This window comes from Amphritea japonica ATCC BAA-1530 (assembly GCF_016592435.1).
Classification (GTDB): domain Bacteria; phylum Pseudomonadota; class Gammaproteobacteria; order Pseudomonadales; family Balneatricaceae; genus Amphritea; species Amphritea japonica.
On the sequence record NZ_AP014545.1, the window covers coordinates 1,907,027 to 1,930,306 of the forward strand.

23 protein-coding genes are annotated in these 23,280 nt (G+C 47.1%); 16 read left to right on the forward strand and 7 right to left on the reverse strand.

Annotation, left to right across the window (positions count from 1 at the left end; genetic code table 11):
- Nucleotides 1–3: 3 nt before the first annotated feature.
- Nucleotides 4–333, reverse strand: coding sequence for an ATP-dependent Clp protease adapter ClpS (gene clpS, locus AMJAP_RS08860; RefSeq protein ID WP_019623290.1), 330 nt, complete (start codon nt 331–333; stop codon nt 4–6).
- Nucleotides 334–602: 269 nt separating this feature from the next.
- On the opposite strand from clpS, the gene AMJAP_RS08865 reads away from it, so the two are divergent.
- On the forward strand, nt 603–830 hold the full coding sequence (locus AMJAP_RS08865; protein WP_019623289.1) for a cold shock domain-containing protein: 228 nt from the start codon (nt 603–605) through the stop codon (nt 828–830).
- A gap of 195 nt (nt 831–1,025) precedes the next feature.
- Entirely contained in the window at nt 1,026–1,643 is a 618-nt protein-coding gene (locus AMJAP_RS08870; RefSeq protein WP_019623288.1) for a pseudouridine synthase, read from the forward strand.
- Nucleotides 1,644–1,651: 8 nt separating this feature from the next.
- Here the strand turns inward: AMJAP_RS08870 and AMJAP_RS08875 are convergent, their stop codons facing one another.
- Nucleotides 1,652–2,107, reverse strand: coding sequence for a molybdenum cofactor biosynthesis protein MoaE (locus AMJAP_RS08875; RefSeq protein WP_019623287.1), 456 nt, complete (start codon nt 2,105–2,107; stop codon nt 1,652–1,654).
- 166 nt (nt 2,108–2,273) lie between these two features.
- Between AMJAP_RS08875 and AMJAP_RS08880 the strand changes: the two genes are divergently transcribed.
- The 7 genes from AMJAP_RS08880 (at nt 2,274) to AMJAP_RS08910 (ending at nt 9,007) form a co-directional block, all read left to right on the forward strand.
- On the forward strand, nt 2,274–2,732 hold the full coding sequence (locus AMJAP_RS08880; protein ID WP_019623286.1) for an NUDIX hydrolase: 459 nt from the start codon (nt 2,274–2,276) through the stop codon (nt 2,730–2,732).
- Nucleotides 2,733–2,823: 91 nt separating this feature from the next.
- Entirely contained in the window at nt 2,824–3,921 is a 1,098-nt protein-coding gene (gene mnmA / locus AMJAP_RS08885) for a tRNA 2-thiouridine(34) synthase MnmA (RefSeq protein WP_019623285.1), read from the forward strand.
- A gap of 17 nt (nt 3,922–3,938) precedes the next feature.
- A complete protein-coding gene (hflD, locus tag AMJAP_RS08890; RefSeq protein WP_019623284.1) occupies nt 3,939–4,610 on the forward strand; it encodes a high frequency lysogenization protein HflD in 672 nt (223 codons plus the stop codon).
- Nucleotides 4,611–4,735: 125 nt separating this feature from the next.
- Nucleotides 4,736–6,100: an adenylosuccinate lyase gene (purB, locus tag AMJAP_RS08895; RefSeq protein ID WP_019623283.1), complete on the forward strand. Its 1,365-nt coding sequence runs from the start codon at nt 4,736–4,738 to the stop codon at nt 6,098–6,100.
- A 79-nt stretch (nt 6,101–6,179) separates the two neighbouring features.
- Nucleotides 6,180–7,019: an alpha/beta fold hydrolase gene (locus AMJAP_RS08900; RefSeq protein WP_040405142.1), complete on the forward strand. Its 840-nt coding sequence runs from the start codon at nt 6,180–6,182 to the stop codon at nt 7,017–7,019.
- Nucleotides 7,020–7,085: 66 nt separating this feature from the next.
- A complete protein-coding gene (gene trmJ, locus AMJAP_RS08905; RefSeq protein WP_019623281.1) occupies nt 7,086–7,853 on the forward strand; it encodes a tRNA (cytosine(32)/uridine(32)-2'-O)-methyltransferase TrmJ in 768 nt (255 codons plus the stop codon).
- Complete coding sequence (locus AMJAP_RS08910; RefSeq protein ID WP_019623280.1) at nt 7,850–9,007, forward strand: ribosomal protein uL16 3-hydroxylase; 1,158 nt, start codon at nt 7,850–7,852, stop codon at nt 9,005–9,007. The genes trmJ and AMJAP_RS08910 overlap by 4 nt, the downstream gene beginning before the upstream one ends.
- A 36-nt stretch (nt 9,008–9,043) precedes the next feature.
- Here AMJAP_RS08910 and AMJAP_RS08915 read toward each other — a convergent pair whose 3' ends face one another.
- Entirely contained in the window at nt 9,044–10,000 is a 957-nt protein-coding gene (locus tag AMJAP_RS08915) for a LysR family transcriptional regulator (RefSeq protein ID WP_019623279.1), read from the reverse strand.
- Between the two features lie 164 nt (nt 10,001–10,164).
- On the opposite strand from AMJAP_RS08915, the gene AMJAP_RS08920 reads away from it, so the two are divergent.
- From AMJAP_RS08920 to AMJAP_RS08950, 7 genes are all read left to right on the forward strand, one after another.
- Nucleotides 10,165–11,763 carry an isocitrate lyase gene (locus AMJAP_RS08920; protein WP_201356360.1) on the forward strand — a complete coding sequence of 533 codons (1,599 nt, stop codon included), beginning with the start codon at nt 10,165–10,167 and terminating at the stop codon, nt 11,761–11,763.
- 188 nt (nt 11,764–11,951) lie between these two features.
- Nucleotides 11,952–12,527 (forward strand): hypothetical protein, encoded by a 576-nt coding sequence (locus AMJAP_RS08925; RefSeq protein WP_236588710.1) that lies wholly within the window; start codon nt 11,952–11,954, stop codon nt 12,525–12,527.
- A gap of 892 nt (nt 12,528–13,419) precedes the next feature.
- The gene (locus tag AMJAP_RS08930; protein ID WP_201356361.1) at nt 13,420–15,018 is read left to right on the forward strand and encodes an isocitrate lyase; all 1,599 of its coding nucleotides are present in this window, start codon (nt 13,420–13,422) and stop codon (nt 15,016–15,018) included.
- 269 nt (nt 15,019–15,287) lie between these two features.
- A complete protein-coding gene (locus AMJAP_RS08935; protein WP_236588711.1) occupies nt 15,288–16,538 on the forward strand; it encodes an MFS transporter in 1,251 nt (416 codons plus the stop codon).
- A 306-nt stretch (nt 16,539–16,844) separates the two neighbouring features.
- Entirely contained in the window at nt 16,845–17,429 is a 585-nt protein-coding gene (locus AMJAP_RS08940) for an OmpW/AlkL family protein (protein WP_328702001.1), read from the forward strand.
- 285 nt (nt 17,430–17,714) lie between these two features.
- Nucleotides 17,715–18,029, forward strand: a complete 315-nt coding sequence (locus AMJAP_RS08945) for a cupin domain-containing protein (RefSeq protein ID WP_019622374.1) — start codon at nt 17,715–17,717, stop codon at nt 18,027–18,029.
- A 113-nt stretch (nt 18,030–18,142) separates the two neighbouring features.
- Nucleotides 18,143–18,982, forward strand: a complete 840-nt coding sequence (locus AMJAP_RS08950; RefSeq protein WP_019622373.1) for an enoyl-CoA hydratase-related protein — start codon at nt 18,143–18,145, stop codon at nt 18,980–18,982.
- A gap of 21 nt (nt 18,983–19,003) precedes the next feature.
- On the opposite strand, the gene AMJAP_RS08955 is transcribed toward AMJAP_RS08950, so the two are convergent.
- The 4 genes from AMJAP_RS08955 to AMJAP_RS08970 all read right to left on the reverse strand — a co-directional run bounded on the left by AMJAP_RS08955 (nt 19,004) and on the right by AMJAP_RS08970 (nt 23,257).
- Nucleotides 19,004–20,785 (reverse strand): ABC transporter transmembrane domain-containing protein, encoded by a 1,782-nt coding sequence (locus AMJAP_RS08955; RefSeq protein WP_019622372.1) that lies wholly within the window; start codon nt 20,783–20,785, stop codon nt 19,004–19,006.
- Between the two features lie 43 nt (nt 20,786–20,828).
- Nucleotides 20,829–21,521, reverse strand: a complete 693-nt coding sequence (locus tag AMJAP_RS08960) for a glycosyltransferase family protein (protein WP_019622371.1) — start codon at nt 21,519–21,521, stop codon at nt 20,829–20,831.
- A 145-nt stretch (nt 21,522–21,666) separates the two neighbouring features.
- Entirely contained in the window at nt 21,667–22,578 is a 912-nt protein-coding gene (locus AMJAP_RS08965) for a radical SAM protein (protein ID WP_019622370.1), read from the reverse strand.
- Between the two features lies 1 nt (nt 22,579).
- Nucleotides 22,580–23,257, reverse strand: coding sequence for a TIGR04282 family arsenosugar biosynthesis glycosyltransferase (locus AMJAP_RS08970; protein ID WP_019622369.1), 678 nt, complete (start codon nt 23,255–23,257; stop codon nt 22,580–22,582).
- Between the last annotated feature and the right edge of the window lie 23 nt (nt 23,258–23,280).

The following is a 23,280-nucleotide window of genomic DNA, read 5'->3' on the forward strand; positions in this document are numbered from 1 at the left end:
CCGCTACGCTTTTTCTACTTCACACAATAGAGGGTGGTTACACTCTCTGGCATATTGATTGACTTGAGTTGCTTTAGTTTCAGCAATGTCCAGGGTAAATACTCCACACACACCCTTCCCTTTAGTATGGACCGCCAGCATCACTTGTGTAGCTTTTTCCTGATTCATTGCGAAAAAACCCATCAAAACCTCCACCACAAAGTCCATAGGGGTATAGTCATCATTCATTAAAACGACCCTATACATCGATGGACGTTTAAGTTCTGGCTTCGCTTCTTCTGTGACCAACCCGGTATTATGATCATCAGCAAACTCATCAGCATCACCAGACATATTTATTGCATTAAACCCTGTGTGCTTATCACATCTCAAAAAATTGTACAAAAAATAACACCTCATTTTGGGTACCCCTTATTGCATGGGGGTTCCGGGCCAATGTTATACTCACATTTGCAGGAGTAAGAGTATAAGTAGTATCGGTTGTCCCTGCGTTTGACAAGGAACTTTCACTCTTGTTGCAACATTGTAGCAAGAGAGTTTGTTGCGGTAACAGGCCCAAAGGTAAATTCGGGCCGCGGTAATTCGGATATTGGGGGACACCAATGCACACAGGGAAAGTCAAATGGTTTAATAATGCGAAAGGATTTGGTTTTATCGTTTCGCCTGATTTTGACGAAGATTTATTTGCTCACTTTTCTGTTATACAAGCCGATGGCTATAAAAGCCTCAAAGCAGGTCAGGAAGTTGAATTTGAAACAACACCAGGACCGAAAGGAACACATGCAATAAATATCAAGCCAACCACATTAACTGAAACAGAGGAGGCCTAGCGCTCAGGTTATCCTGGTAAGCCAATAACAGCGCTCCAACAAATGTTTCTACATCCCCTGGATAATTATAAGGAAGGCCGAATCATAGCCTTTCTTATAATCCCCTCACTTTTCACTTTTTAACCTTGCAACACCCTCTCAGACGCTGCTACCCTGCCTTTTCGATCAATCCAGTTGCGAAAACAGATCAGAGCAATGTCTGATATAATTATTTTTAACAAGCCTTTTCAAGTACTTACTCAGTTTACTGATACTGAAGACCGACGCACTCTCAGCGATTTTATTAAGCGCAAAGGAGTCTATGCAGCAGGCCGGTTAGATTACGACTCCGAAGGGCTGTTAATCCTAACTGACGATGGCAAGCTGCAACATCAACTGGCAGACCCCAGGTTTAAGCTTGAAAAAACATATTGGGCTCAAGTCGAAGGTGATATTGACGACCAGGCGCTAGAGCGGCTACGCAAAGGCGTTGAACTTAAAGACGGCAAAACCCGCCCGGCTCGAGCCAAAAAGCTGCCAGCACCGCGTATCTGGCCACGCACCCCACCTATTCGTGAGCGACTGAACCAGCCTACTAGCTGGATTGAACTAAAGATCAGCGAAGGAAAAAACCGCCAGGTACGACGCATGACCGCGGCTGTCGGCTTCCCTACTCTTCGATTAATTCGGGTAGCGATTGGCAATTGGCGGCTGGATAGCTTAAAGCCAGGTGAGCATAGAACCGAGCAGGTCAATATACCCAACCCTAAACAAAAGCCGCAACCTGCAACAAATTCAAAAACCAGAAGAAGCTCGAACAGGAGACCCCGCTAAGCGGCCTTTCACCAACTATCTGCGGCATCCAGATCTGTTTTTTTCGCTTCGACCCAGTGCTCGCCCTCAACAGTGATCTCTTTTTTCCAAAAAGGCGCATCACGCTTAAGAAAATCCATAATAAACTGAGCAGCCTGAAATCCTTCAGTTCGATGAGCGCTACCGACACCGACAAATACAATGTTTTCATTCAGCGCCAACCGGCCAACGCGATGGACAATCACAATATTGCCTAACAACCAGCGTTCACGAGCTTCACAAGCTATTTTAATGAGCGCCTTCTCTGTCATGCCCGGATAATACTCTAAATACATAGCGTCAAGCTCAACATCGCCTTCCAGTTGCCGCACAACACCGGTGAAAGTTACGATCGCACCATTACTGGCATCGTTAGCACGTACCTGATCAGACAATTCTGCGATAGAAAAATCTTCTTTCTGAATTGATATACTGTCTGTAAACAAAGCTCTCTCCAAACCACACCTTAAACTACAGCCAAAAGCGGTGTTAAATGATAAAGTTATCCGCTTAATCTGCCTGCTAAAAACCAATTGATGGTTATTTTATACTGAGATCAATTATTTCAGCATAGCAGGCGTAGTCACAAGCTTTTAATATACGGAATACCGAATGCGTTGGACACCCCACGCCACTGTGGCAACGATAATTGAAAAGAATGGAAAGTTTCTTTGTGTCGAAGAACAATCTGTTTCTCGTGGGGAGTTGGTTATTAACCAGCCTGCGGGACATATAGAAGCAGGTGAAACCTTTATTCAGGCAGCCATTCGTGAAACGCTTGAAGAGACAGGCTGGACAGTAACACCGACCGCATTAGTGGGTATTTATATCTATACCGCGCCAGCTAATGGCATCACTTATCACCGTTACTGCTTTGTTGCTCAAGCGGTTTCTTATGATGCCGACCTGCCACTGGACACCGGCATTGAACAGGCCCTATGGCTAAGCAGAGAAGAGCTGGAGCAACGACAGAGCCAACTGCGAAGCCCTATGGTTACCCGATGCATCGATGATTATATGTCAGGTGCCCGGTACCCTCTCGAGCTGATCATCGAAGAGAATGCCGTTTAATTAGTTTCTATCCGTTCAGCATTGAAATCGGCGACTCTGGTCGCATATTAATAAAAGTATCTAACTGCTATTAAGGTCATCTAAACGCCCTATGTCAGATCCAGCAAATATTAAAGTTATCGTCGGCATGTCCGGCGGCGTTGATTCATCAGTCTCAGCACTCTTACTTCAACAGCAAGGGTATCAGGTCGAAGGCCTGTTTATGAAAAACTGGGATGAAGATGACGGTACCGATTACTGCACGGCCATGGATGATCTGGCTGACGCTCAGGCGGTCAGCGATAAACTGAACATAAAGCTCCATACCGCCAATTTCGCTGCTGAATATTGGGATAATGTGTTCGAGCACTTTCTTGAAGAGTACAAGGCTGGTCGAACCCCGAATCCTGACATTCTCTGTAATCGAGAGATAAAATTTAAGGCGTTTCTAGACTATGCGAAGGTACTGGGTGCCGACATGATAGCCACTGGCCACTATGTGCGCCGTGGAGACCAGAACGGAACAGCCGCTTTATTAAAGGGTCTGGATAATAACAAAGATCAAAGTTACTTCCTCCATCAGGTCGGCAGTAACGAACTGGCACTAACTCTGTTTCCGGTGGGAGAGTTGGAAAAACCAGAGGTACGCCGACTGGCAGAACAGCACGATCTGATAACGCATGATAAAAAAGACAGCACGGGTATCTGCTTCATTGGTGAACGCCGATTTACGGATTTTCTTAAACAGTACCTGCCTGCTCAACCGGGTAAAATTGAAACACCTGAGGGCGATGTAATTGGCCAGCACCAGGGGCTGATGTATCACACCATTGGTCAGCGTCAGGGGCTAGGTATCGGCGGATTAAAAAACTATCCCGAAGAGCCCTGGTTTGTGGCCGAGAAGGACCTGGAACGCAATGTATTAGTCGCTGTTCAGGGGCAGCAGCATGATCTGCTATTCAGCAATTGGCTGGATGCCAGTGATCTCTTCTGGATCAATGGCGAAAAACCAGCCCTACCTTTCAACTGCCGGGCAAAAGTCCGCTATCGACAAGCTGATCAGGCCTGTACCGTGATGGCAGAGGGCGATGGGTACAGAATCGAGTTCGAAGAGCCACAAAGAGCGGTAACTCCAGGCCAGTCTGTCGTCATCTACAAGGGCGAAGTTTGTCTCGGCGGTGGCGTTATAGAAACCACTGGCAAAGTATAAGGATACAGGTAAGCGATATGTCCAGAACAGATGATCAGCAGGCTATAGCGCTAGCGGGACTATTCCAGGCAGCAAGCCTGGTTGAGCAGATTTCAACCCGCGGCATGGTTCCTCAAAATAGCTTTGAAACTTCTTTGGCCAGTATATTTGTGACAAACCCTGATTCTACAGAAGAGATATACGGCGGCGCTCAGGATTTATCAATCAATCTGAGCCAGGGTTTACGGGGACTACAGGAGCTACTGGACAAGTCCAGATCAGACCAGAACGCTGACGTTATTCGCTATGGCTTAAGCCTGATGCATCTTGAGCGCAAGCTAAGCAAGCGCCCCGACCTGCTACAAAAGATTGGAGAGCGTATTGATACCATTTCCCAGCAGGCGAACTATTTTTCCGAAGCGGGCACTGAGCTGACCGAAAACCCGGGTGCTATTACCCACCCTTCTGTGGTTGCCAATCTTGCCAGCTTATATCAGGACACTCTGAGCACATTCAATTTTAGAATTCAGGTAACCGGTGAGCCCCGGCATCTTCAAAATGCTGAAAATGCAGCAAAGATACGCGCTTTATTACTGGCGGGTATTCGTGCCGCGATGCTTTGGCGTCAGGTTGGTGGAAAGCGCTGGCACCTGCTATTTTTTAAATCCAGACTCCGACCTGCGGTTAAACGGATCAGTCAGCGTAACTGATTCATGAGCCTATCCTGAGACAGATAAGTCTGTTCAACAAAAAAACACGCTTCACATTTTCCCTGCGCGCTGAATTTAGCTATAATTCGCGCTCAAAATTTAACTCCGTCAGGTATTTACTCGATATGGATCTTTCTTCTCTTTCTGCGATCTCTCCGGTTGATGGTCGTTACGGTAGCAAAACAGCTGACTTGCGCCCTGTTTTCAGTGAGTTCGGCCTGATTCGCGCCCGAGTTACCGTAGAAGTTCGCTGGTTGCAGAAACTTGCTGCTCTCCCTCAAATAACTGAAGTACCTGCATTAAGCGATGCCGCTAATGCGGTTCTGAATGCTCTGGTCGATAACTTTGGCGAAGCGGAAGCAAACCGGGTTAAAGAGATTGAGCGCACCACAAACCACGACGTCAAAGCAGTTGAATACCTGATTAAAGAATGTATTGCTGAAAATGCAGAGCTGGCTGCTATCAGTGAATTCGTTCACTTTGCATGCACGTCTGAAGATATCAATAACTTATCTCACGCACTAATGCTGAAAGAAGGCCAGGAACTCATGCTGCCAGTTATGCAGCAGGTGACTGATGAAATCGCACAGCTGGGACGTAATTACGCAACTCAGCCGATGCTGTCCCGTACCCATGGCCAAACTGCATCACCTACCACCGTTGGTAAAGAGTTGGCTAACGTTGCTTACCGCCTGCAGCGTCAGATCAACCAACTTAAGAAAGTTGAGTTATTGGGTAAGATCAATGGCGCTGTTGGTAACTACAACGCACACATCTCCGCTTATGCTGATGTTGACTGGGCTCAGAATGCGCAAGAGTTTGTTGAAAGCCTGGGACTAAGCTTTAACCCATATACAACTCAGATTGAGCCACACGACTATATTGCTGAGCTTTTTGATGCTGTATGCCGCTTCAACACAATCATAATCGATTTTGATCGTGATATTTGGGGTTATATCTCCCAGGGCTACTTCAAACAAAAGACTATCGCCGGTGAAGTCGGTTCCTCGACTATGCCGCATAAAGTTAACCCAATCGACTTCGAAAACTCTGAAGGCAACCTGGGTATTGCTAACGCTATCATGCAGCACCTGGCAGCCAAATTACCTATTTCTCGCTGGCAGCGTGACCTGACCGACTCCACTGTTCTTCGTAACATGGGTGTTGGCTTCGGTTACAGCCTGATCGCCTATCAGTCCAGCCTGAAAGGCATTAGCAAACTGGAACTGAACCCCGCTCGCCTGGACGCTGATCTGGAAAATAGCTGGGAAGTACTGGCTGAACCGATCCAGACAGTGATGCGCCGATACGCTATCGAAGAGCCTTACGAAAAGCTTAAGGCACTGACCCGCGGTCAGGATATGAACAAAGAAACCATTATGGCTTTTGTTGATACTCTTGATATGCCAGAAGCGGCTAAAGAAGAACTTAAGCAGCTAACGCCTCATAGCTATATTGGCAATGCTGTAGACCAGGCCAAAGCGATCTAATCGTCACTTGGCATGAAAAAGCAGAGCTCCGGCTCTGCTTTTTTATTGCTTTAACTTTCTAATTTAAGTGTTTGAAATTATGGAAAAAATAACTCTTAAGGATGGTTCATCTTTACGCTATCTTCGATTCGGTAAAGGTCGTCCAATTATCTTTCTACACGGCTGGAGCTCTAGCGGCAAAGACTGGTTACCTTTTGCATCAGAGCTAGCTGAAAACCATGAAGTATTCTGCTGGGATGCCCGTGGCCATGGCGGACATCCGCTGGAGTCAGGCACCAGTACTCATGTACAGGATATGGCTGCAGACCTGCAAGCGCTTATCAAACATCATCAGCTAGAGAATGTTCTGTTGCTGGGTCACTCCATGGGCGCACTAACGTTATGGCAATATATTCAGGATTTTGGCTGCGACCTGCTTGCTGGTGTCTGTATTATTGATCAATCGCCAAAGCTGGTCACTGATGACCAGTGGCAGAAAGGCGTCTATGGCAATTTCGACAAGCAAGCAAATCAACAGCTGATCGCTCAATTACGCGAGAATTTTGCCGAAGGGTTATTACAACTGGTAGCGAATGGCTACAATAAAAAGTCATACGATAATTACCATCAGAACTCTCATAGCTTTCAACGGTTACGGCAACATCTTGAAACCCTTGAAGGAGAGCCTTTAGTCAAGTGCTGGGAAAGTCTGACGCAAGCGGACTTCCGTGCGGTACTGCCGCAAATCAGCGTCCCTGCTCTGCTTATATATGGTGATGAAAGCCAGTTCTATTCGCAGCAAGTGGCTGAATATGTGCGTGACAGCATCCCGAATACAGAGCTGCATATTTATGAAGCATCGGATCATTCACCGCACCTCTTCCATCGTGAACGCTTTATCTGGGACTTACAGCAATTCGCTCAGAAGCTTGAAGGCTGATCTGAAACAATAACCTTCAGGCAGTAACTGATTATGATAACTGCCTGACACATACAGCGTGACCCTATGCTCGATAATATTCGTATCGTACTGATCAACACTTACCATCCCGGCAATATCGGTGCTGCCGCCCGGGCGATGAAAAACATGGGCCTTAGCCAACTATATTTGGTTGACCCTCGCGTATTTCCGGATGCAGAAGCGGATGCTCGTGCGGCCGGTGCCAAAGAGCTACTCGAGAACGCCGTGGTAGTTAATAGCATGGATGAAGCGATAGCTGATTGTCAGCTTGTTATCGGTACCAGTGCCCGTAATCGTACCTTTGATCTGCCAATATTTGATGCTCACGACTGTGCTAAGAAAGTTGTTGGTGAAGCGGTTCATGGTAAGGTCGCTATTGTATTTGGACGTGAAACGATGGGGCTGCATAACTCAGAATTGCAGAAGTGTAATTATCACGTTTACATACCCGCTAATCCGGAGTACCCGGTACTTAATGTGTCAGCCGCTATTCAGCTGGTCTGTTATGAAATCTGGCAGGCGCATCAGAAGAACGATTACATAGATCAGGAACAGCCCTACCCGCTGATTCGCGATATTGAATTGTTTTATGACCACCTTGAAAGCGCATTACGAAAAACCAGCTTTATCATTCCTCAGCACGAAGGCAAGGTGATGGAGAAATTACGCCGCTACTTTAATCGTTCCCGCCCCGAACGCACTGAGCTGAATATGCTCAGGGGAATACTTACTTCAATCGATGAGACCGCGGCTAAATTAACGATTAACAGCAAATCTGTCGAACAAAATCAGGATAAAGGATCAGAGCAATGAGCGACTCACCTTTCGGCGATATCTCAATTGAGGAGTTTCTGCGTGATTACTGGCAGAAAAAGCCTCTATTAGTACGAAATGCTTTCCCTGATCTTGAAGCACCAGTGGGAGCAGATGAACTGGCAGGCCTTTCTCTGGAAGAGGACGTAGAGTCTCGTCTGGTTATCCAAAGCCCTGATGGTGCAGACTGGGATATTCAACACGGTCCTTTTGACGAAGCAACCTTTTCCAGCCTTCCTGAAAGTCACTGGACACTGTTGGTTCAGGCGGTTGATCACTGGGTCCCCGAGGCCAGCGATATCGTTGAGCAGTTCCGCTTTATTCCTAACTGGCGTTACGACGATCTCATGGTCAGCTTTGCCAGTCAGGGCGGTGGTGTTGGCCCTCATTACGACAACTATGACGTATTTCTTATCCAGACCCAGGGCCAGCGTCGCTGGGAAGTAGGTGGTTTTTATGATCAGAATTCACCTCGGCGTCCCAATACGCCCGTAATGATAATGACTGAGTGGGAACCAGAATATAACTGGGTACTTGAACCCGGCGACATGCTGTATATTCCGCCCCAGGTTGGCCATAATGGTATCGGTGAGTCCGATGACTGCATGACATACTCTGTAGGCTTCCGCGCGCCTTCTCATGCGGAAATTATGCGCAGCTTTACTGACTTCATAGGCGAAAAGCTAACCTCCGAATCTCGTTACACAGACCCGGATTTGCTACTGCAAGACAACCCGGGAGAGATCCCAGCCGAAGCATTAGAAAAAGTTCGTGAGATTTTCACCAGCTATCTACAGGATGATGCCCGCCTGGGCGAGTGGCTTGGTAAGTTTGTTACCGACCCCAAGTATCCTGAACTTGACCAGGAACCTGAGCAGCCTGCATCGGTAGATGAAATTCGTACGGCACTGAAAGATGGAGATCTATGCTTTATCCGCAACGAAGGCAGCCGATTTTCTTATAGTGCAGGTACAGAAGACGATATTCAACTCTATGCCGATGGGAACTGTTTTAAGGTATCTGGCACCACTGCTTCCCTGGCAACAAGCCTGTGTCAAACCCCGCTCGTTGTTATCAATCAGGGAGATTGGAGCGATCAGCAGCTGCAGTTATTGGCAGACCTGTATAACCAAGGTTCGATCTATACTGAATAATAGCGATCATACGCTTGCTACGGAGGCTGGCCTTTATTAATAAGGCTCGGCCTCAACTTCGATATCCCTTGCCACTTCTGCGATTAAGCGCCTTATCCACTTATGTGAACTATTGTGCTGTAACAATGGACTCCAGGCCATTTTCAATTCAAATTCAGGCACATCAAAGGGCGGCACACGAATCACTACCCTGGTATTATCAGCCTGGGCCTGCGCAGCCTTCGTTGGGATAGTCACTACCAGAGATTTTTGCTCCGCCATCAATGACGCCGATTGATAATGACGGGTAAATACGGTGATATGGCGTCGATGACCAATGCGTTGCAACGCTTCATCTACCCAGCCTAAGCGCTTAGTATCCTGAGGTGTTAATCCCATCCCTGCCCCCATCCCCGTTTTACTGACCCACACGTGATTTGCCTGAAGATATGATGCTAAATCAAAACGATCAACGATTGGATTGTCAGCACTCAACAAACAAGAGAAGCTATCTTTCCAAAGCGTCAGCTGATGAAAAGACTGGGGCATCGCATCAAAGCGGTTGATCACAAGATCTACCTGCCCCCTTTCAACTTCTAAAAAGCTCATATCACTTGGCGTGAGTATATCTAATACCACATTGGGTGCGTCTGTGCGTAGTCGCTCTAGCAAACGGGGCAAAAGCGTTGCTTCACCATAGTCACTGGTCATAATTCGAAATACCCGACTACTTGAACTGGCATCAAACTCCACATCCGGCTCTACCGCTTGCTCTATAGAAGCCAGCACCTCACGAATCAGCGGCTGCAATGTACTTGCCCGCTCAGTTGGTACCATGCCCTCACTGGTGCGCACCAGTAACGGATCAGCTAAGGTTTCACGTAATCGCCTCAATCCATTGCTCATTGCTGGCTGCGTAATGCCCAGCAAGCTTGCTGAGCGGGTCACATTTCGCTCACGCAGTAACACGTCCAGATATACCAAAAGGTTAAGATCGATCTTGTCCAGGTTCATACTAAGCCTCTTTATACCAATACAAGCACAATATATTCATATTATGAATACTCCATATAATAGCCATTTATTTCCTTTATGTTAATCACAAGCATAGAATGAGTCCCATATTAAATAACAGAGCGGCAATTCAGCTGCCAAGCGAATGATAGAAGGAGACGTACATGTCTACACTAAACCAGGACATTGATGCCATCGCCGGTTTAAAAGCCTCTGCTGGTAACCCATGGGATGCCATCAACCCAGAGTCTGCTGCCCGCATGCGTGCTCAGAACAAATTTAAAACTGGCTTAGACATCGCTAAATACACCGCGGATCTGATGCGCGCTGACATGGCTGCCTTTGACGCTGACAAAACCAAGTACACTCAGTCTCTGGGTTGCTGGCACGGTTTTATCGGTCAGCAGAAGCTGATCTCTATTAAAAAGCACTTCAACGGCCAGACTGATCGCCGTTACCTGTACCTTTCAGGTTGGATGGTTGCTGCTCTGCGTTCTGATTTCGGTCCTCTGCCTGATCAGTCTATGCATGAGAAGACTTCTGTTGCTGGCCTGGTAGAAGAGCTATACACCTTCCTGCGTCAAGCTGATGCACGTGAACTGGGCGGTTTGTTCCGCGCGCTGGATGCTGCTCGTGAAGCTGGCAACACTGCTGAAGAAGCTAAAATTCAGGATCAGATCGACAACCATGTTACTCACGTAGTGCCAATCGTTGCGGACATCGATGCTGGTTTCGGTAACGCTGAAGCGACTTACCTGATGGCTAAGCAGATGATCGAAGCTGGCGCATGCTGCCTGCAGATTGAAAACCAGGTTGCTGACGAAAAGCAGTGTGGCCACCAGGACGGTAAAGTAACCGTACCTCACGCTGACTTCCACACCAAGCTACGTGCGCTACGTTATGCATTCCTTGAGCTGGGTGTTGATAACGGCGTTATCGTTGCACGGACCGACTCTGAAGGTGCTGGCCTGACCAAAGAGATCGCTGTTGTTAAAGAGCCTGGCGACCAGGGTGATCGTTACAACTCTTACCTGGATGTTGAAGAGATCGACGTATCTCAAATGGCTGAAGGCGATGTATGCTTCAACCGTGACGGTAAGCTGGTTCGTCCTAAGCGTCTGCCTTCTGGTCTGTATCAGTTCCGTCAGGGTACCGGTGAAGAGCGTTGCGTATTTGATAGCATCGAAGCGATTAAAGCGGGTGCTGACCTTATCTGGATCGAAACTGCGACACCAAGCGTTGCTGACATCGCGGGCATGATGAACGAAGTACGTAAAGAGATTCCGGATGCGAAGCTGGTTTACAACAACTCACCTTCTTTCAACTGGACTCTGAACTTCCGTCAGCAAGCATACGACCGCTGGGTTGAAGCTGGCCAGGATGTATCTGCTTACGATCGTGCTGATCTGATGAATGCTGATTACGATAGCACCGAACTGGCTGCTGATGCAGACGATAAGATCCGTACCTTCCAGGCTGATTCTGCCCGTGAAGCGAACATCTTCCATCACCTGATCACTCTGCCGACTTACCACACCGCTGCGCTGTCTACTGACAACCTGGCTAAAGAGTACTTCGGTGACGAAGGTATGCTGGGCTATGTTGCTGGCGTACAGCGTAAAGAGATTCGTCAGGGTATCGCATGTGTTAAGCACCAGAACATGTCTGGTTCTGACATGGGCGACGACCACAAAGAATACTTTGCAGGTGAGAACGCTCTGAAAGCTGGCGGTGCGAAAAACACCTCTAACCAGTTCAACTAAGTTGAATTAGTTAGAATGAAGTATCCCGGCTAATGCTCAGGCACCACCGGGATACCATCCATCTTTGGATATAAAGGCGGTCCTTAAATTAGGAGCCGCCTTTTTTATAAGTAAGGTAGCAACCTATGAAAGAATCGAATGGCTTTTTACGTTAAAATCCAATCTGCTTTCTACTGCAAACTGATTAAGTGATTTCGAATATGACTAATACACCTGCTTCCCTACAAGATGCAAAAGATTTGTTAACCGAACAGGGGCTTGCTACGAGCGATACCTGGTACCACGGCACCTCATCGGCGCTGATTGATTCAATAAAAGCGCAGGGGTTAAAACGTTCCGGTGATAAAGCACTGAAGGCAGCTGCCAAAAAAACAATGGCCACGATCGGGAATAGTTATACAGAGTCTATTGAGCCCGTTTTTTTAACACAGAGTAAAGAGTTAGCATTTTACTGGGCAGAACAAACGGTGAGAGACCGCAGCGTTCGAATTGAGGGTGAAGAGCAGCCTGTTGTGTTTGAAATAAAACTCCCTGAAGAGCAAAACATTAAGGTAAAGCCTGATGTCGGTGCAGCGAGTTTATTGTTAGTCAAAGAGGGGGAAAACTTTATGGCTTTCCTTGCTGGTATTTATCAGAGCAACGGGTTCGGTGCTCCTGAAATCGATTTGATGAAGGCCGACCGACTAGAGTACTTGAACAAATTAGGCATGGCCTACGTCAATGTGGATATTGACGCTTCATATCTGACGCTCATTACTGACTAGCGATAGCGTTCAATAGATCTAAAAAGGACACCCAGTGTTCTTTTTCATTAGCCCAGTCAGTGCGACAGACTGGGTTATTTCCATCCATAGAAACAATAGAATGATGAAATAATACCTCAGGCTTAAATAATCTCCCCTCGCCTGCTTTACAGTTAACGGCCGTAACAGCAGAAAGAACCGCTTAACCGTTTATCAAAAAATACAGTGTGCAGCGCAGCATAAAGCAGCCTTGATATCTATGCTGCAACCGCAAAAAAGCCTAGCCCCAAGTTCAAGTAACTAACCAAGCAGTCATCTCGGCTTATTTAAGTATTAAGACAGAACCTCTGACATCACTGCTATCTGGTCTGCAGATCCCTGCCTGTGATAAACCTCTAATAAGCGACGACGTCTGTACGCCTTCATATACCTTAGCAACGACCTGACAAGCGCTGCATTACTTAAATTTTGGATACAGGTGGGGTTTTGTAGTCAAATTCGATAGGAACTTATTGGAATATAAAAACCATTTTTAATAACCAAATACATTATTAATTCAGCGAAATTTCCCGCGACTAAAGTCGTAACCCTTTTGAGTTATCTCCTCAAACGCCCTGCTCATGGACCTTCAAGGGCTTATAGAGAGCTTTGCTAAGCTAATAAATCAACCAGGCCTATGACATAGAGTATGTAGCAAAACTACAATTACGCACCTGCACAAAAATCTCTTTGACGCAGCTGCGAAATAATATCATCATTCAGCACTATTACCTGACAGAGGACTCAACAATCTGCCAGGCCTGAATATCGTTCGTGGCGATTATTCAAATAATAAGTTGGGCTTAGGGAAACACTGGCTTGATTTTTAATGAGCCACATTCAATTTACTAAATAGTTACGCTGAGGATTTACCATGTCTACACTAAACCAGGACATTGATACTATCGCCGGTTTAAAAGCCGCTGCTGGTAACCCATGGGATGCCATCAACCCAGAGTCTGCTGCCCGCATGCGTGCTCAGAACAAATTTAAAACTGGCTTAGACATCGCTAAATACACCGCGGATCTGATGCGCGCTGACATGGCTGCCTTTGACGCTGACAAAACCAAGTACACTCAGTCTCTGGGTTGCTGGCACGGTTTTATCGGTCAGCAGAAGCTGATCTCTATTAAAAAGCACTTCAACGGCCAGACTGATCGCCGTTACCTGTACCTTTCAGGTTGGATGGTTGCTGCTCTGCGTTCTGATTTCGGTCCTCTGCCTGATCAGTCTATGCATGAGAAGACTTCTGTTGCTGGCCTGGTAGAAGAGCTATACACCTTCCTGCGTCAAGCTGATGCACGTGAACTGGGCGGTTTGTTCCGCGCGCTGGATGCTGCTCGTGAAGCTGGCAACACTGCTGAAGAAGCTAAAATTCAGGATCAGATCGACAACCATGTTACTCACGTAGTGCCAATCGTTGCGGACATCGATGCTGGTTTCGGTAACGCTGAAGCGACTTACCTGATGGCTAAGCAGATGATCGAAGCTGGCGCATGCTGCCTGCAGATTGAAAACCAGGTTGCTGACGAAAAGCAGTGTGGCCACCAGGACGGTAAAGTAACCGTACCTCACGCTGACTTCCACACCAAGCTACGTGCGCTACGTTATGCATTCCTTGAGCTGGGTGTTGATAACGGCGTTATCGTTGCACGGACCGACTCTGAAGGTGCTGGCCTGACCAAAGAGATCGCTGTTGTTAAAGAGCCTGGCGACCAGGGTGATCGTTACAACTCTTACCTGGATGTTGAAGAGATCGACGTATCTCAAATGGCTGAAGGCGATGTATGCTTCAACCGTGACGGTAAGCTGGTTCGTCCTAAGCGTCTGCCTTCTGGTCTGTATCAGTTCCGTCAGGGTACCGGTGAAGAGCGTTGCGTATTTGATAGCATCGAAGCGATTAAAGCGGGTGCTGACCTTATCTGGATCGAAACTGCGACACCAAGCGTTGCTGACATCGCGGGCATGATGAACGAAGTACGTAAAGAGATTCCGGATGCGAAGCTGGTTTACAACAACTCACCTTCTTTCAACTGGACTCTGAACTTCCGTCAGCAAGCATACGACCGCTGGGTTGAAGCTGGCCAGGATGTATCTGCTTACGATCGTGCTGATCTGATGAATGCTGATTACGATAGCACCGAACTGGCTGCTGATGCAGACGATAAGATCCGTACCTTCCAGGCTGATTCTGCCCGTGAAGCGAACATCTTCCATCACCTGATCACTCTGCCGACTTACCACACCGCTGCGCTGTCTACTGACAACCTGGCTAAAGAGTACTTCGGTGACGAAGGTATGCTGGGCTATGTTGCTGGCGTACAGCGTAAAGAGATTCGTCAGGGTATCGCATGTGTTAAGCACCAGAACATGTCTGGTTCTGACATGGGCGACGACCACAAAGAATACTTTGCAGGTGAGAACGCTCTGAAAGCTGGCGGTGCGAAAAACACCTCTAACCAGTTTAACTAAGCGATTAACATCTTAAAAAGCAGCCTTAGGGCTGCTTTTTTTTGCCTGTCATATTTCTTACTATTTCAGAACTCTATTCGAATAACCCCAGCGACAACGTTTTTTTGACTGAACTTTCTACCCTGCTCTTACGACTAAATCATATTTTACTCGGTCATCTCAGTCGCTGTATTATTGAACATTAAAAATCACCGCGAACATACTTTCTACTCCCTTCAATTCACTACAAAGCATAACGCTGAGAAGATTACCGAGAATAATTACTTTATATGTTCATGAATCGAGGATCATCAACGACTGTCCACAAAATTCACTATGCCTGGATAATCGTATTTTCCGGTATGTTGACCCTGTTTTGCTGCATGGGACTGGGGCGTTTTGCTCTGGGAATGTTACTGCCATCCATGGGAACAACGCTTACTCTCAGTTATTCCGAAATGGGTTTTATCAGCACGGGTAATTTTGTCGGTTATCTGCTGTCGGTATTTCTCTGCGGCAAGATGATCACCCGTTTTGGAGAACGCAGAACCATCGTTGTTGGTCTGATTTTAATATCAGCCAGCATGCTCATTGTGAGCCTTAGCCAACAGTTATGGCTGATTGTTATAATGTATTTCATTACCGGTATAGGTAGTGGTGCGGCAAATATCACGGCAATGACACTCGTTGCCCATTGGTTTTCCAAGAAATATCGCGGCCGTGCTGCTGGCTATATGATTGTTGGTAATGGTTTGGGAATTATGGCAAGCGGCCTGCTGATACCCTGGTTAAACAGCAACTGGGGCGACTCTGGGTGGCGTATCGGCTGGGCCTCATTCTCGATTATTATTGCCTTACTAACATTGATTATCGCTGCGCTGGTACGCAACAATCCTCATGCATTATCTATAAGCCCGCTGGGTGAAGAACCCGTAGAAGCAACAGCTGCATCCAATGTACAACAAGCACCGGACAACCTTTTAAGACTGATTGCTCATATTGGCGCGATCTATTTCGTGTTTGGTTTTACCTACGTTATTTACGCAACTTTTATCGTCACAACGTTAGTCGATGAATATGGATTTAGTGAGGCTAAAGCCGGATCGCTCTGGATGACAATCGGTGTACTCAGTGTATTCTCCGGCGCTTTATTTGGCTGGATTTCGGACCATTTTGGCCGTAAAGCAGGACTGATTGGTGTATATAGCCTTCAGACAGTTTCTTATCTGCTGGTCGCATTAATGTCAGGCGAATATTCGCTGTATCTGTCAATGATACTGTTTGCCCTTACCGCCTTCAGTATTCCCGCCATTATTGCTGCTATGGTTAGCGATATGCTGCCGCCTTCTGAAGCTGGAAAAGTATTCGGTTATGTGACCTTCTTTTTCGGTGTAGGACAAATTGGCGGGCCGACGATGGCTGGTTATCTGGCCGAGTTAAGCGGCACCTTTTCATCGGGCTACCTGCTTGCTGCGCTGTTAACTTTGACGGGGATTGTGCTGACTTCCTTCCTTAAATATAACAGCAGCACTCAGACATAAATTTTACCTCGATAGACATTTAAATAGTCAGTTAGATAACGGATAGCACTTAACGGATAACGCTTATTAGTCCCACTGTTTTTCTACAGAAGCTGCTAAATTTTACGAATCGATAAATACCCCTATAGATTGCATGGTTAAATTGACGTAGCGCAACTTTTAGTCAAGATACATTTCTACAGTTTTCTAAAACTGTCTTAAATCAATATTCCTCCAGGATAAATAACGTCAAATAGCTGAGTCTTACTTACTGACGCTTATTAAGGGAATATATCGATGAACAAAAAAGTAATTTCTGCAGTAGTAATGGGTGCTTCATTAGCCACAGCAGCAAACTGTATGGCATATGAAGCTGGTGATATGGTTTTGCGTATAGGGCTTGCCAACGTTAACCCAGACACCACAAACAATACTGTAGTACCGGGCTTAGATGTTGAGGATAACACCCAGATTGGTTTAGCCGGAACATTAATGTTGACCAACAATATTGGTGTCGAATTGCTGGCAGCAACACCATTCAAACATGACATTACACTAGACGGAACAAAGGTTGGTGAAACTGAGCATCTCCCACCGACTCTATCTATTCAGTACTACCCTATGGAGAGCAGTTCACCTCTACAGCCTTACATTGGCGTTGGTATCAACTACACAGCCTTCTTCTCTGAGGGTACAACAGGAGCATTGGCAGGCACCAAATTAAAGCTGGATGACTCCTGGGGGCTCAGCGCTCAACTAGGTGTCGATTACTCTATTAATGACCAATGGTTAGTAAATGCTGCCGTTTGGAAAATGGATATCGATACCAATGTTGAAGTCGATGGAACAGACATGGGCGGCCTTGAAATTGACCCTACCGTTTTCATGCTTGGGGTAGGCTACAAGTTCTAATTTAAGCGAAATGCAGTCCTAATGCTGGGGTGGAATATCCATCTCAGCATATCCAGCTAAAAAGTCACAGATTTCTCATTTACCCTTTTCGCGTTTACGCTTTCTATCAGGAATTATATTGCTGAATTCCTTTAACCTGAAGAGCCACTATATGTACAACCAAAATCATCATAAATTAGCATTCAGTAACTTTTGATTTATATTTTATAAGTTGAAAGATTTAATCTTCAGTCTACTTTCTCAATTATGGTCTACCCTTGATCTTAAAGATCATCGGACAAATTGATGCAAAATCTATTCACTAACATCCCTTCTGACCTGCCTAACGAGTTATTCACTGTTTTGTTAGAAAATGACCATCTCACAATTGAACGGATTGTGTCCCGAGGCCAGCAGACACCTGAAAACGACTGGTATGATCAGGATCGTCATGAGTGGGTCTTATTAGTGCAGGGCCGCGCTCGGATAGCTTACTGTGATAGTGAGCCGGTAGAACTTAGCGCCGGACAGTATCTTCATATCCCGGCGCATCGTAAACACCGGGTTGAATGGACATCTCCTACCGAAGATTGCATTTGGCTAGCAATACATTATGGATAATCTGAGCGGACTAAACACTGTCGAAAAACAACAGATCTGATACACTTTTAGGCCTTATAAGTAGCTGCTATGTAACACCAGCTCCGCCCAGTAATAACCGCCATGGAATGAAGATGACTGACACACTACAACTCCCAGTACTCAGCGACAGCACATTAGTCCTAAATAATCGCGTTGCTACCCTTACCTTTCAGCGCCATGACGTTCGTAACGCACTTACAGGTACAGCCTTAATCGATGACCTGGTTACTGTTGCCGAGTGGGTAAATCACACGCCAGATGTTTCAGTACTTATTATTACCGGTGATGGCAGTGCGTTCTCGGCTGGCGGTAACATCAAGGAGATGAGTGAGCGTGACGGCGAGCATAAAGAAGGCGCTTTTGCCGGTGACGTGTATACCGTACAGAATAAATATCGTCTGGGCATCCAGCGTATCCCTTTGGCGATGGCAAAGATCGACATTCCAGTGATCGCTGCGGTCAATGGTCCGGCTATTGGGGCAGGCTTTGATCTTACCTGCATGTGTGACCTTCGTATCGGTTCTTCGAAAGCTCTTCTGGGTGAAACATTTGTTAATCTGGGTATCATCCCTGGCGACGGCGGAGCCTGGTTCCTACAGCGTCTAATCGGTTATCAAAAAGCGGCTGAACTCACGCTGACCGGTCGTGTCATAGGTGCAGATGAAGCGAAAGATCTGGGTATTCTGCTTGAGGTAGTCGAACCTGATCAGCTCATTGAAAAAGCAACGGAACTGGCAAACCGAATGGCAGATAAGCCACCCCAAGCGTTGCGTATGACTAAACGCTTGCTAAAAACAGCTCAGAAAATGGAGCTTCCGGAATTCCTTGATCATTGTGCACTGATGCAGGGCATCTGTCACAACACTGAAGATCACTTAGAAGCCGTCAATGCCTTTGTCGAGAAACGCACACCGAATTATCAGGGAAAATAGCCTCGGAAAGCTAACTCGCCATTATGACAAACGTGACTCCTGAGTACTGGAGTCACGTTTGAACTGCAGCTTTGCCAGTCGGCCATAGAGTTCTGAGTTCTCTAACAGTTCTGCATGCCGCCCGGTTGCTACCACCCGCCCCTGATCCATCACTACAATCTGATCTGCATGTAATATTGTCGAAAGGCGGTGAGCGATAATGACCGTAGTTCGCCCTTGCATCAGGGTATCTAATGCTAATTGCACCTTATGCTCACTTTCTGTATCCAGGGCACTTGTGGCTTCATCCAGTAACAATATCCGACGATCATTCAGGATCGCTCGGGCAATCGCGATGCGCTGTTTCTGGCCCCCAGACAGGCGAACGCCCTGCTCACCCAGATCACTTTCATAACCATCCGGTAAGCGCTCAATGAATTCATGGGCATAAGCGGCCTTTGCTGCAGCAATGACCTCCTCATAACTGGCATCAGTTCTTCCGTAACGAATATTATCGATAACATTCGCCGTAAAAAGTGCCGGCTGTTGTGAGACCAGTGCTATCTGTTCTCTGAGTACACGGGGATCAAAATCTCGCAGGTTAACTGAGTCTAAGCAAACCCGCCCCTTAAGCGGGTCATAAAAACGTAGCAACAGTTCAAATACAGTAGATTTACCCGCGCCAGACGGCCCCACCAAAGCCGTTATAGCACCCTCCTTCAGAGTTAAGGAGAAAGCTTCAAGCGCCGCTTGCTCAGGACGTGAAGGATAGTTAAAAGTAACTTCTTCCAGGGATAGTTCTGCCCGAAGCGCAGAAGTATCCATCGTTGTTTGCTCAGCGTCCTGAGAGGGAGAGCTAATCTCGGGTTCAGCATGCAAAAGCTCCATCAAGCGCTCTGTTGCACCGACCGCCCGCTGCAACTCACCGTAAACTTCCGACATTGTCCCGACCCCCATCGCCACAATCAGCGCATAAAAGACAAAGGCACCAAGCTCTCCTGCTGACATTGCTCCGGTTATAACATCATAACCCCCGACCCAGAGCATTCCTGATAAAGCACCAAACACCAGTAATATCACCATCGCCATCAACATAGCTCGCTGACGAATACGGTGTTGCGCAACCCTGAATGCCCGATCAACCTCAACACCAAAAGCATGACTTTCCCGGGCTTCCTGGGTATAGCTCTGTACGGTCTTAATCTGCTGAATCACCTCGCCAGCATAACTGCCAACATCCGCAATACTGTCCTGACTTTTACGCGCTAAGGAACGAACACGGCGACCAAAGATCAGGATAGGCAGGAGAATCAGTGGCACACCGGCAACAATAATAAGAGACAACTTAATGTTAGTGACAAACAGCATAACCAGCGCGCCGGATGTAGTGACCAGACTGCGTAACGCCATGGAAAAAGAACTGCCGATGATAGATTGCAGCAAAGTAGTATCAGTGGTGAGTCGGGACATTATCTCGCCGCTGCGGTTAGTTTCAAAAAAACTGGGATGAAGACCGATCACGTTATCAAACACCGACTGGCGAATATCAGCGGTGACCCGTTCTCCTAACCATGAGACAAGGTAAAACCGAATAAAGGTGCCACAGGCCATTAAGATCGCCATCACCACTAACAGAAAAATCGCTTGATTTAACTGCGATACAGATCCGGCGACAAAGCCATTGTCGATCACCAGACGCACGCCTTGCCCTATTGCCAGGGTGATGCCGGCCGTAAAGAACAATGCGATCATGGCACCCACCCAATAGCGACGATAAGGCAGCATAAAACGCAGCAGTTGTGTCAGTGTCGAAAACTTATTCATAATGCCATCCAATTGTGGCTGCTGTCATGAAGAGCCGGTACGGCTAGAACGAGGCAACCCTGCGCTTAAGAAGAATCCATAGTTGCGGCAGCGCCTGCTTAATCCAATATAACTGATAGATCAGCGTAAGCCGACCCCAGCCGGTTGCTGCATACTTTCGTGCACTGGAACTGAGCTCTGCGCCGGTGTTGGCTAATTTGATGCGCTTTTGATGAGCCCGCCAAATAAACAGGTGGTCTTCACCATAGGGAGCATCAACAGGATAGCCCCCCAACTTCTCAAACTGATTAACTGAGAGACAAAATCCCTGATCACCAAAAGGCAAACCCAGCCAGCGAGAGCGCAAGTTCGCTCCCTGGCTGTTCAACCACATAGGCCCATTACCATCAGATTGAAATCGAAGATCAAAGTAATGAAGGCAATCAGGTTTACGTTGAAGGCTTTGATTCAGCATCTGCCACTGTGTATTCGTAATCAGGCTATCCAGATGTAGAAACCAAATATAACCGTTATCAACTTGCGCTGCACCGGCATTTAACTGGGTGGCGCGTCCTGCTTCAACGGTTAAGAACTTAATCTGTTGATGTGAAGGCAACTGAGTCATCAGGTGTTCAGACTGAGGACAGAAGACAAAGATGACCTGGCTGGCATCTCCCATATAGATTAACTGACGTAACATGGGGTCCAGATTTGTTTCAGCCGGCCCCACCGGGATAACTACAGAGATATTGTTCAAATACCCGCTCCAGTCCTTAGGTCAGCCAAAACAAGTGACCGTTTAGACAAGGAAAGACGGAAAGAAAAAGCGAAGGTTAATTGCGTAGGCAAGCGCTTTAACCGAGGTTTTATCGCCATCAAAGCGGTTTCAGGCGCTGATCCAATTAAGTTTCGCTGCATGAGGCGCCATATTTGAAACAAGAAAAGCAACGATGGTGCTTCATACTAACCTGTTGTTCTAATGCTTCTCGTAAATTCCCCCCCAGATCATATTCTGGATCATCGTCCACCAGCGTACAGGCATATACTCGCATTCGATCATTTTGCTTAACGATCATCTTGCTGAATGCACACATGAAACTGTTTCGAGACTCTTCGGTATGGTATTGAGTCATACAGTTTGTGGTGATGTCCGGCCCGTGGCCATGACTACCCGGTGGTAGAAAATCAGGAAATGCGACGAACTTTATATTCTCAGGTAGTCCTTTGGCGTGAAAGACTTCCCGGTACTGTGTTTCTACACTGGGCGTATCTTCACCATCAGCCATGTGCCGGGCAACTGAGACATTAAACCCCATATCAGACAGTGCTTTCATCCCGGTCAGGGCCAGATCAAACATCCCCTCTCCACGCCCGGCATCGTGATCAGCCGCGATAGGGGAATCTATACTCACCCGAAAGCTCACCGGATACTTTGTCTGTATCAAACCGACCAGCTGATGAAGACGTTTTTGCAAGGCGTCGGTGCCATTAGTCAGAACCAGGCATGGAGCATGATCTGACGCAAGCTGAAGAATCTTAACCAAATCCTTGGCCAGAAATGGCTCTCCACCGGTAAAGGAGAATTGTTCAACTCCCAACTCTAAAGCTTGTTCGATATAAGGCTGAACATCCGCAAGTTTGACCAGGCCCAAACGCTGATCACCTGGACCAGAGCCCTCAAGACAAAAATCACAGCTTAAATTACAGGCTGTGCCCGTATGAAACCATAACTCTTTAAGCAGATGCGGACGAATATAGCCGCGATCTGAACCATCGGTTGTCGTATACCAGTCACGACTACGAATCAGCTCCATATTAACCAGTTTCCTTTCTATCAAGCAGCACTTTTAAGAGTTGTAACAGCTGTTGGCGCGCAGGCCTTAAATCATGTGCTAATGAATTAAGTAAACGGTGCAAGTCAGCTTCTGTATCGACATCGTACCCAGCGGAGCTGAAAGCAACCTGAAAACCTGATGCCTCACAGGCCTGACCAAGTTGTTCGCCTAACGCGGGTGTACTCCAGGGAAGTCCTTCCAATGCTGGCCAGGGCTGTCGCCCCCCCATTGCAGTCACTCCGCCATCATTTGCAGGAGAAAGTACAATGTCGTGCTCCTGCAGTAACTGATCAAATTCTACGTAACACCGCTCCGTATGCTCCGGGGCATCGGTGCCAATAAACAGCAACCGGGAAGCACCCTGCTGGCGCAGTAGTTGATCAACATAGTTAAGCTTATGCCCCAGGTTACCTTCACACTGAGGTACTACCTGGTATTGCATCAGCAAGAGATCTTCAGCCCACTCACGATCAGACTCACTTCCCGGAGAAAGAACCACTGGCCCCGGCCAGCTACGTGAATCTTCAAGGGCACAATTCAATAACGCACAAGCCACCTGGTAGGCCGCATCTTTACCCAGTGTCGCAGCAATCCGCTGCTTGCCCTGCCCGTGTAAGGGCCGTTTACAGAAGATAACAAGGGTTGTCTGTTGACTCATTCACTCTGTCCTCACGCATAAAA

Excerpts from the sequence above, each read along its gene's own strand:
- AMJAP_RS08870 (WP_019623288.1), top strand. The coding sequence starts at position 1,026 with ATGTCTGATATAATTATTTTTAACAAGCCTTTTCAAGTACTTACTCAG.
- AMJAP_RS08920 (WP_201356360.1), top strand. The coding sequence starts at position 10,165 with ATGTCTACACTAAACCAGGACATTGATGCCATCGCCGGTTTAAAAGCC.
- clpS (WP_019623290.1), bottom strand. The coding sequence starts at position 333 with ATGTCTGGTGATGCTGATGAGTTTGCTGATGATCATAATACCGGGTTG.
- AMJAP_RS08955 (WP_019622372.1), bottom strand. The coding sequence starts at position 20,785 with ATGAATAAGTTTTCGACACTGACACAACTGCTGCGTTTTATGCTGCCT.
- AMJAP_RS08935 (WP_236588711.1), top strand. The coding sequence starts at position 15,288 with ATGTTCATGAATCGAGGATCATCAACGACTGTCCACAAAATTCACTAT.
- AMJAP_RS08970 (WP_019622369.1), bottom strand. The coding sequence starts at position 23,257 with ATGAGTCAACAGACAACCCTTGTTATCTTCTGTAAACGGCCCTTACAC.
- trmJ (WP_019623281.1), top strand. The coding sequence starts at position 7,086 with ATGCTCGATAATATTCGTATCGTACTGATCAACACTTACCATCCCGGC.
- mnmA (WP_019623285.1), top strand. The coding sequence starts at position 2,824 with ATGTCAGATCCAGCAAATATTAAAGTTATCGTCGGCATGTCCGGCGGC.
- AMJAP_RS08945 (WP_019622374.1), top strand. The coding sequence starts at position 17,715 with ATGCAAAATCTATTCACTAACATCCCTTCTGACCTGCCTAACGAGTTA.
- hflD (WP_019623284.1), top strand. The coding sequence starts at position 3,939 with ATGTCCAGAACAGATGATCAGCAGGCTATAGCGCTAGCGGGACTATTC.
- AMJAP_RS08865 (WP_019623289.1), top strand. The coding sequence starts at position 603 with ATGCACACAGGGAAAGTCAAATGGTTTAATAATGCGAAAGGATTTGGT.
- AMJAP_RS08930 (WP_201356361.1), top strand. The coding sequence starts at position 13,420 with ATGTCTACACTAAACCAGGACATTGATACTATCGCCGGTTTAAAAGCC.
- AMJAP_RS08940 (WP_328702001.1), top strand. The coding sequence starts at position 16,845 with ATGGGTGCTTCATTAGCCACAGCAGCAAACTGTATGGCATATGAAGCT.
- AMJAP_RS08965 (WP_019622370.1), bottom strand. The coding sequence starts at position 22,578 with ATGGAGCTGATTCGTAGTCGTGACTGGTATACGACAACCGATGGTTCA.
- AMJAP_RS08950 (WP_019622373.1), top strand. The coding sequence starts at position 18,143 with ATGACTGACACACTACAACTCCCAGTACTCAGCGACAGCACATTAGTC.
- AMJAP_RS08880 (WP_019623286.1), top strand. The coding sequence starts at position 2,274 with ATGCGTTGGACACCCCACGCCACTGTGGCAACGATAATTGAAAAGAAT.
- AMJAP_RS08900 (WP_040405142.1), top strand. The coding sequence starts at position 6,180 with ATGGAAAAAATAACTCTTAAGGATGGTTCATCTTTACGCTATCTTCGA.
- AMJAP_RS08910 (WP_019623280.1), top strand. The coding sequence starts at position 7,850 with ATGAGCGACTCACCTTTCGGCGATATCTCAATTGAGGAGTTTCTGCGT.
- AMJAP_RS08915 (WP_019623279.1), bottom strand. The coding sequence starts at position 10,000 with ATGAACCTGGACAAGATCGATCTTAACCTTTTGGTATATCTGGACGTG.
- purB (WP_019623283.1), top strand. The coding sequence starts at position 4,736 with ATGGATCTTTCTTCTCTTTCTGCGATCTCTCCGGTTGATGGTCGTTAC.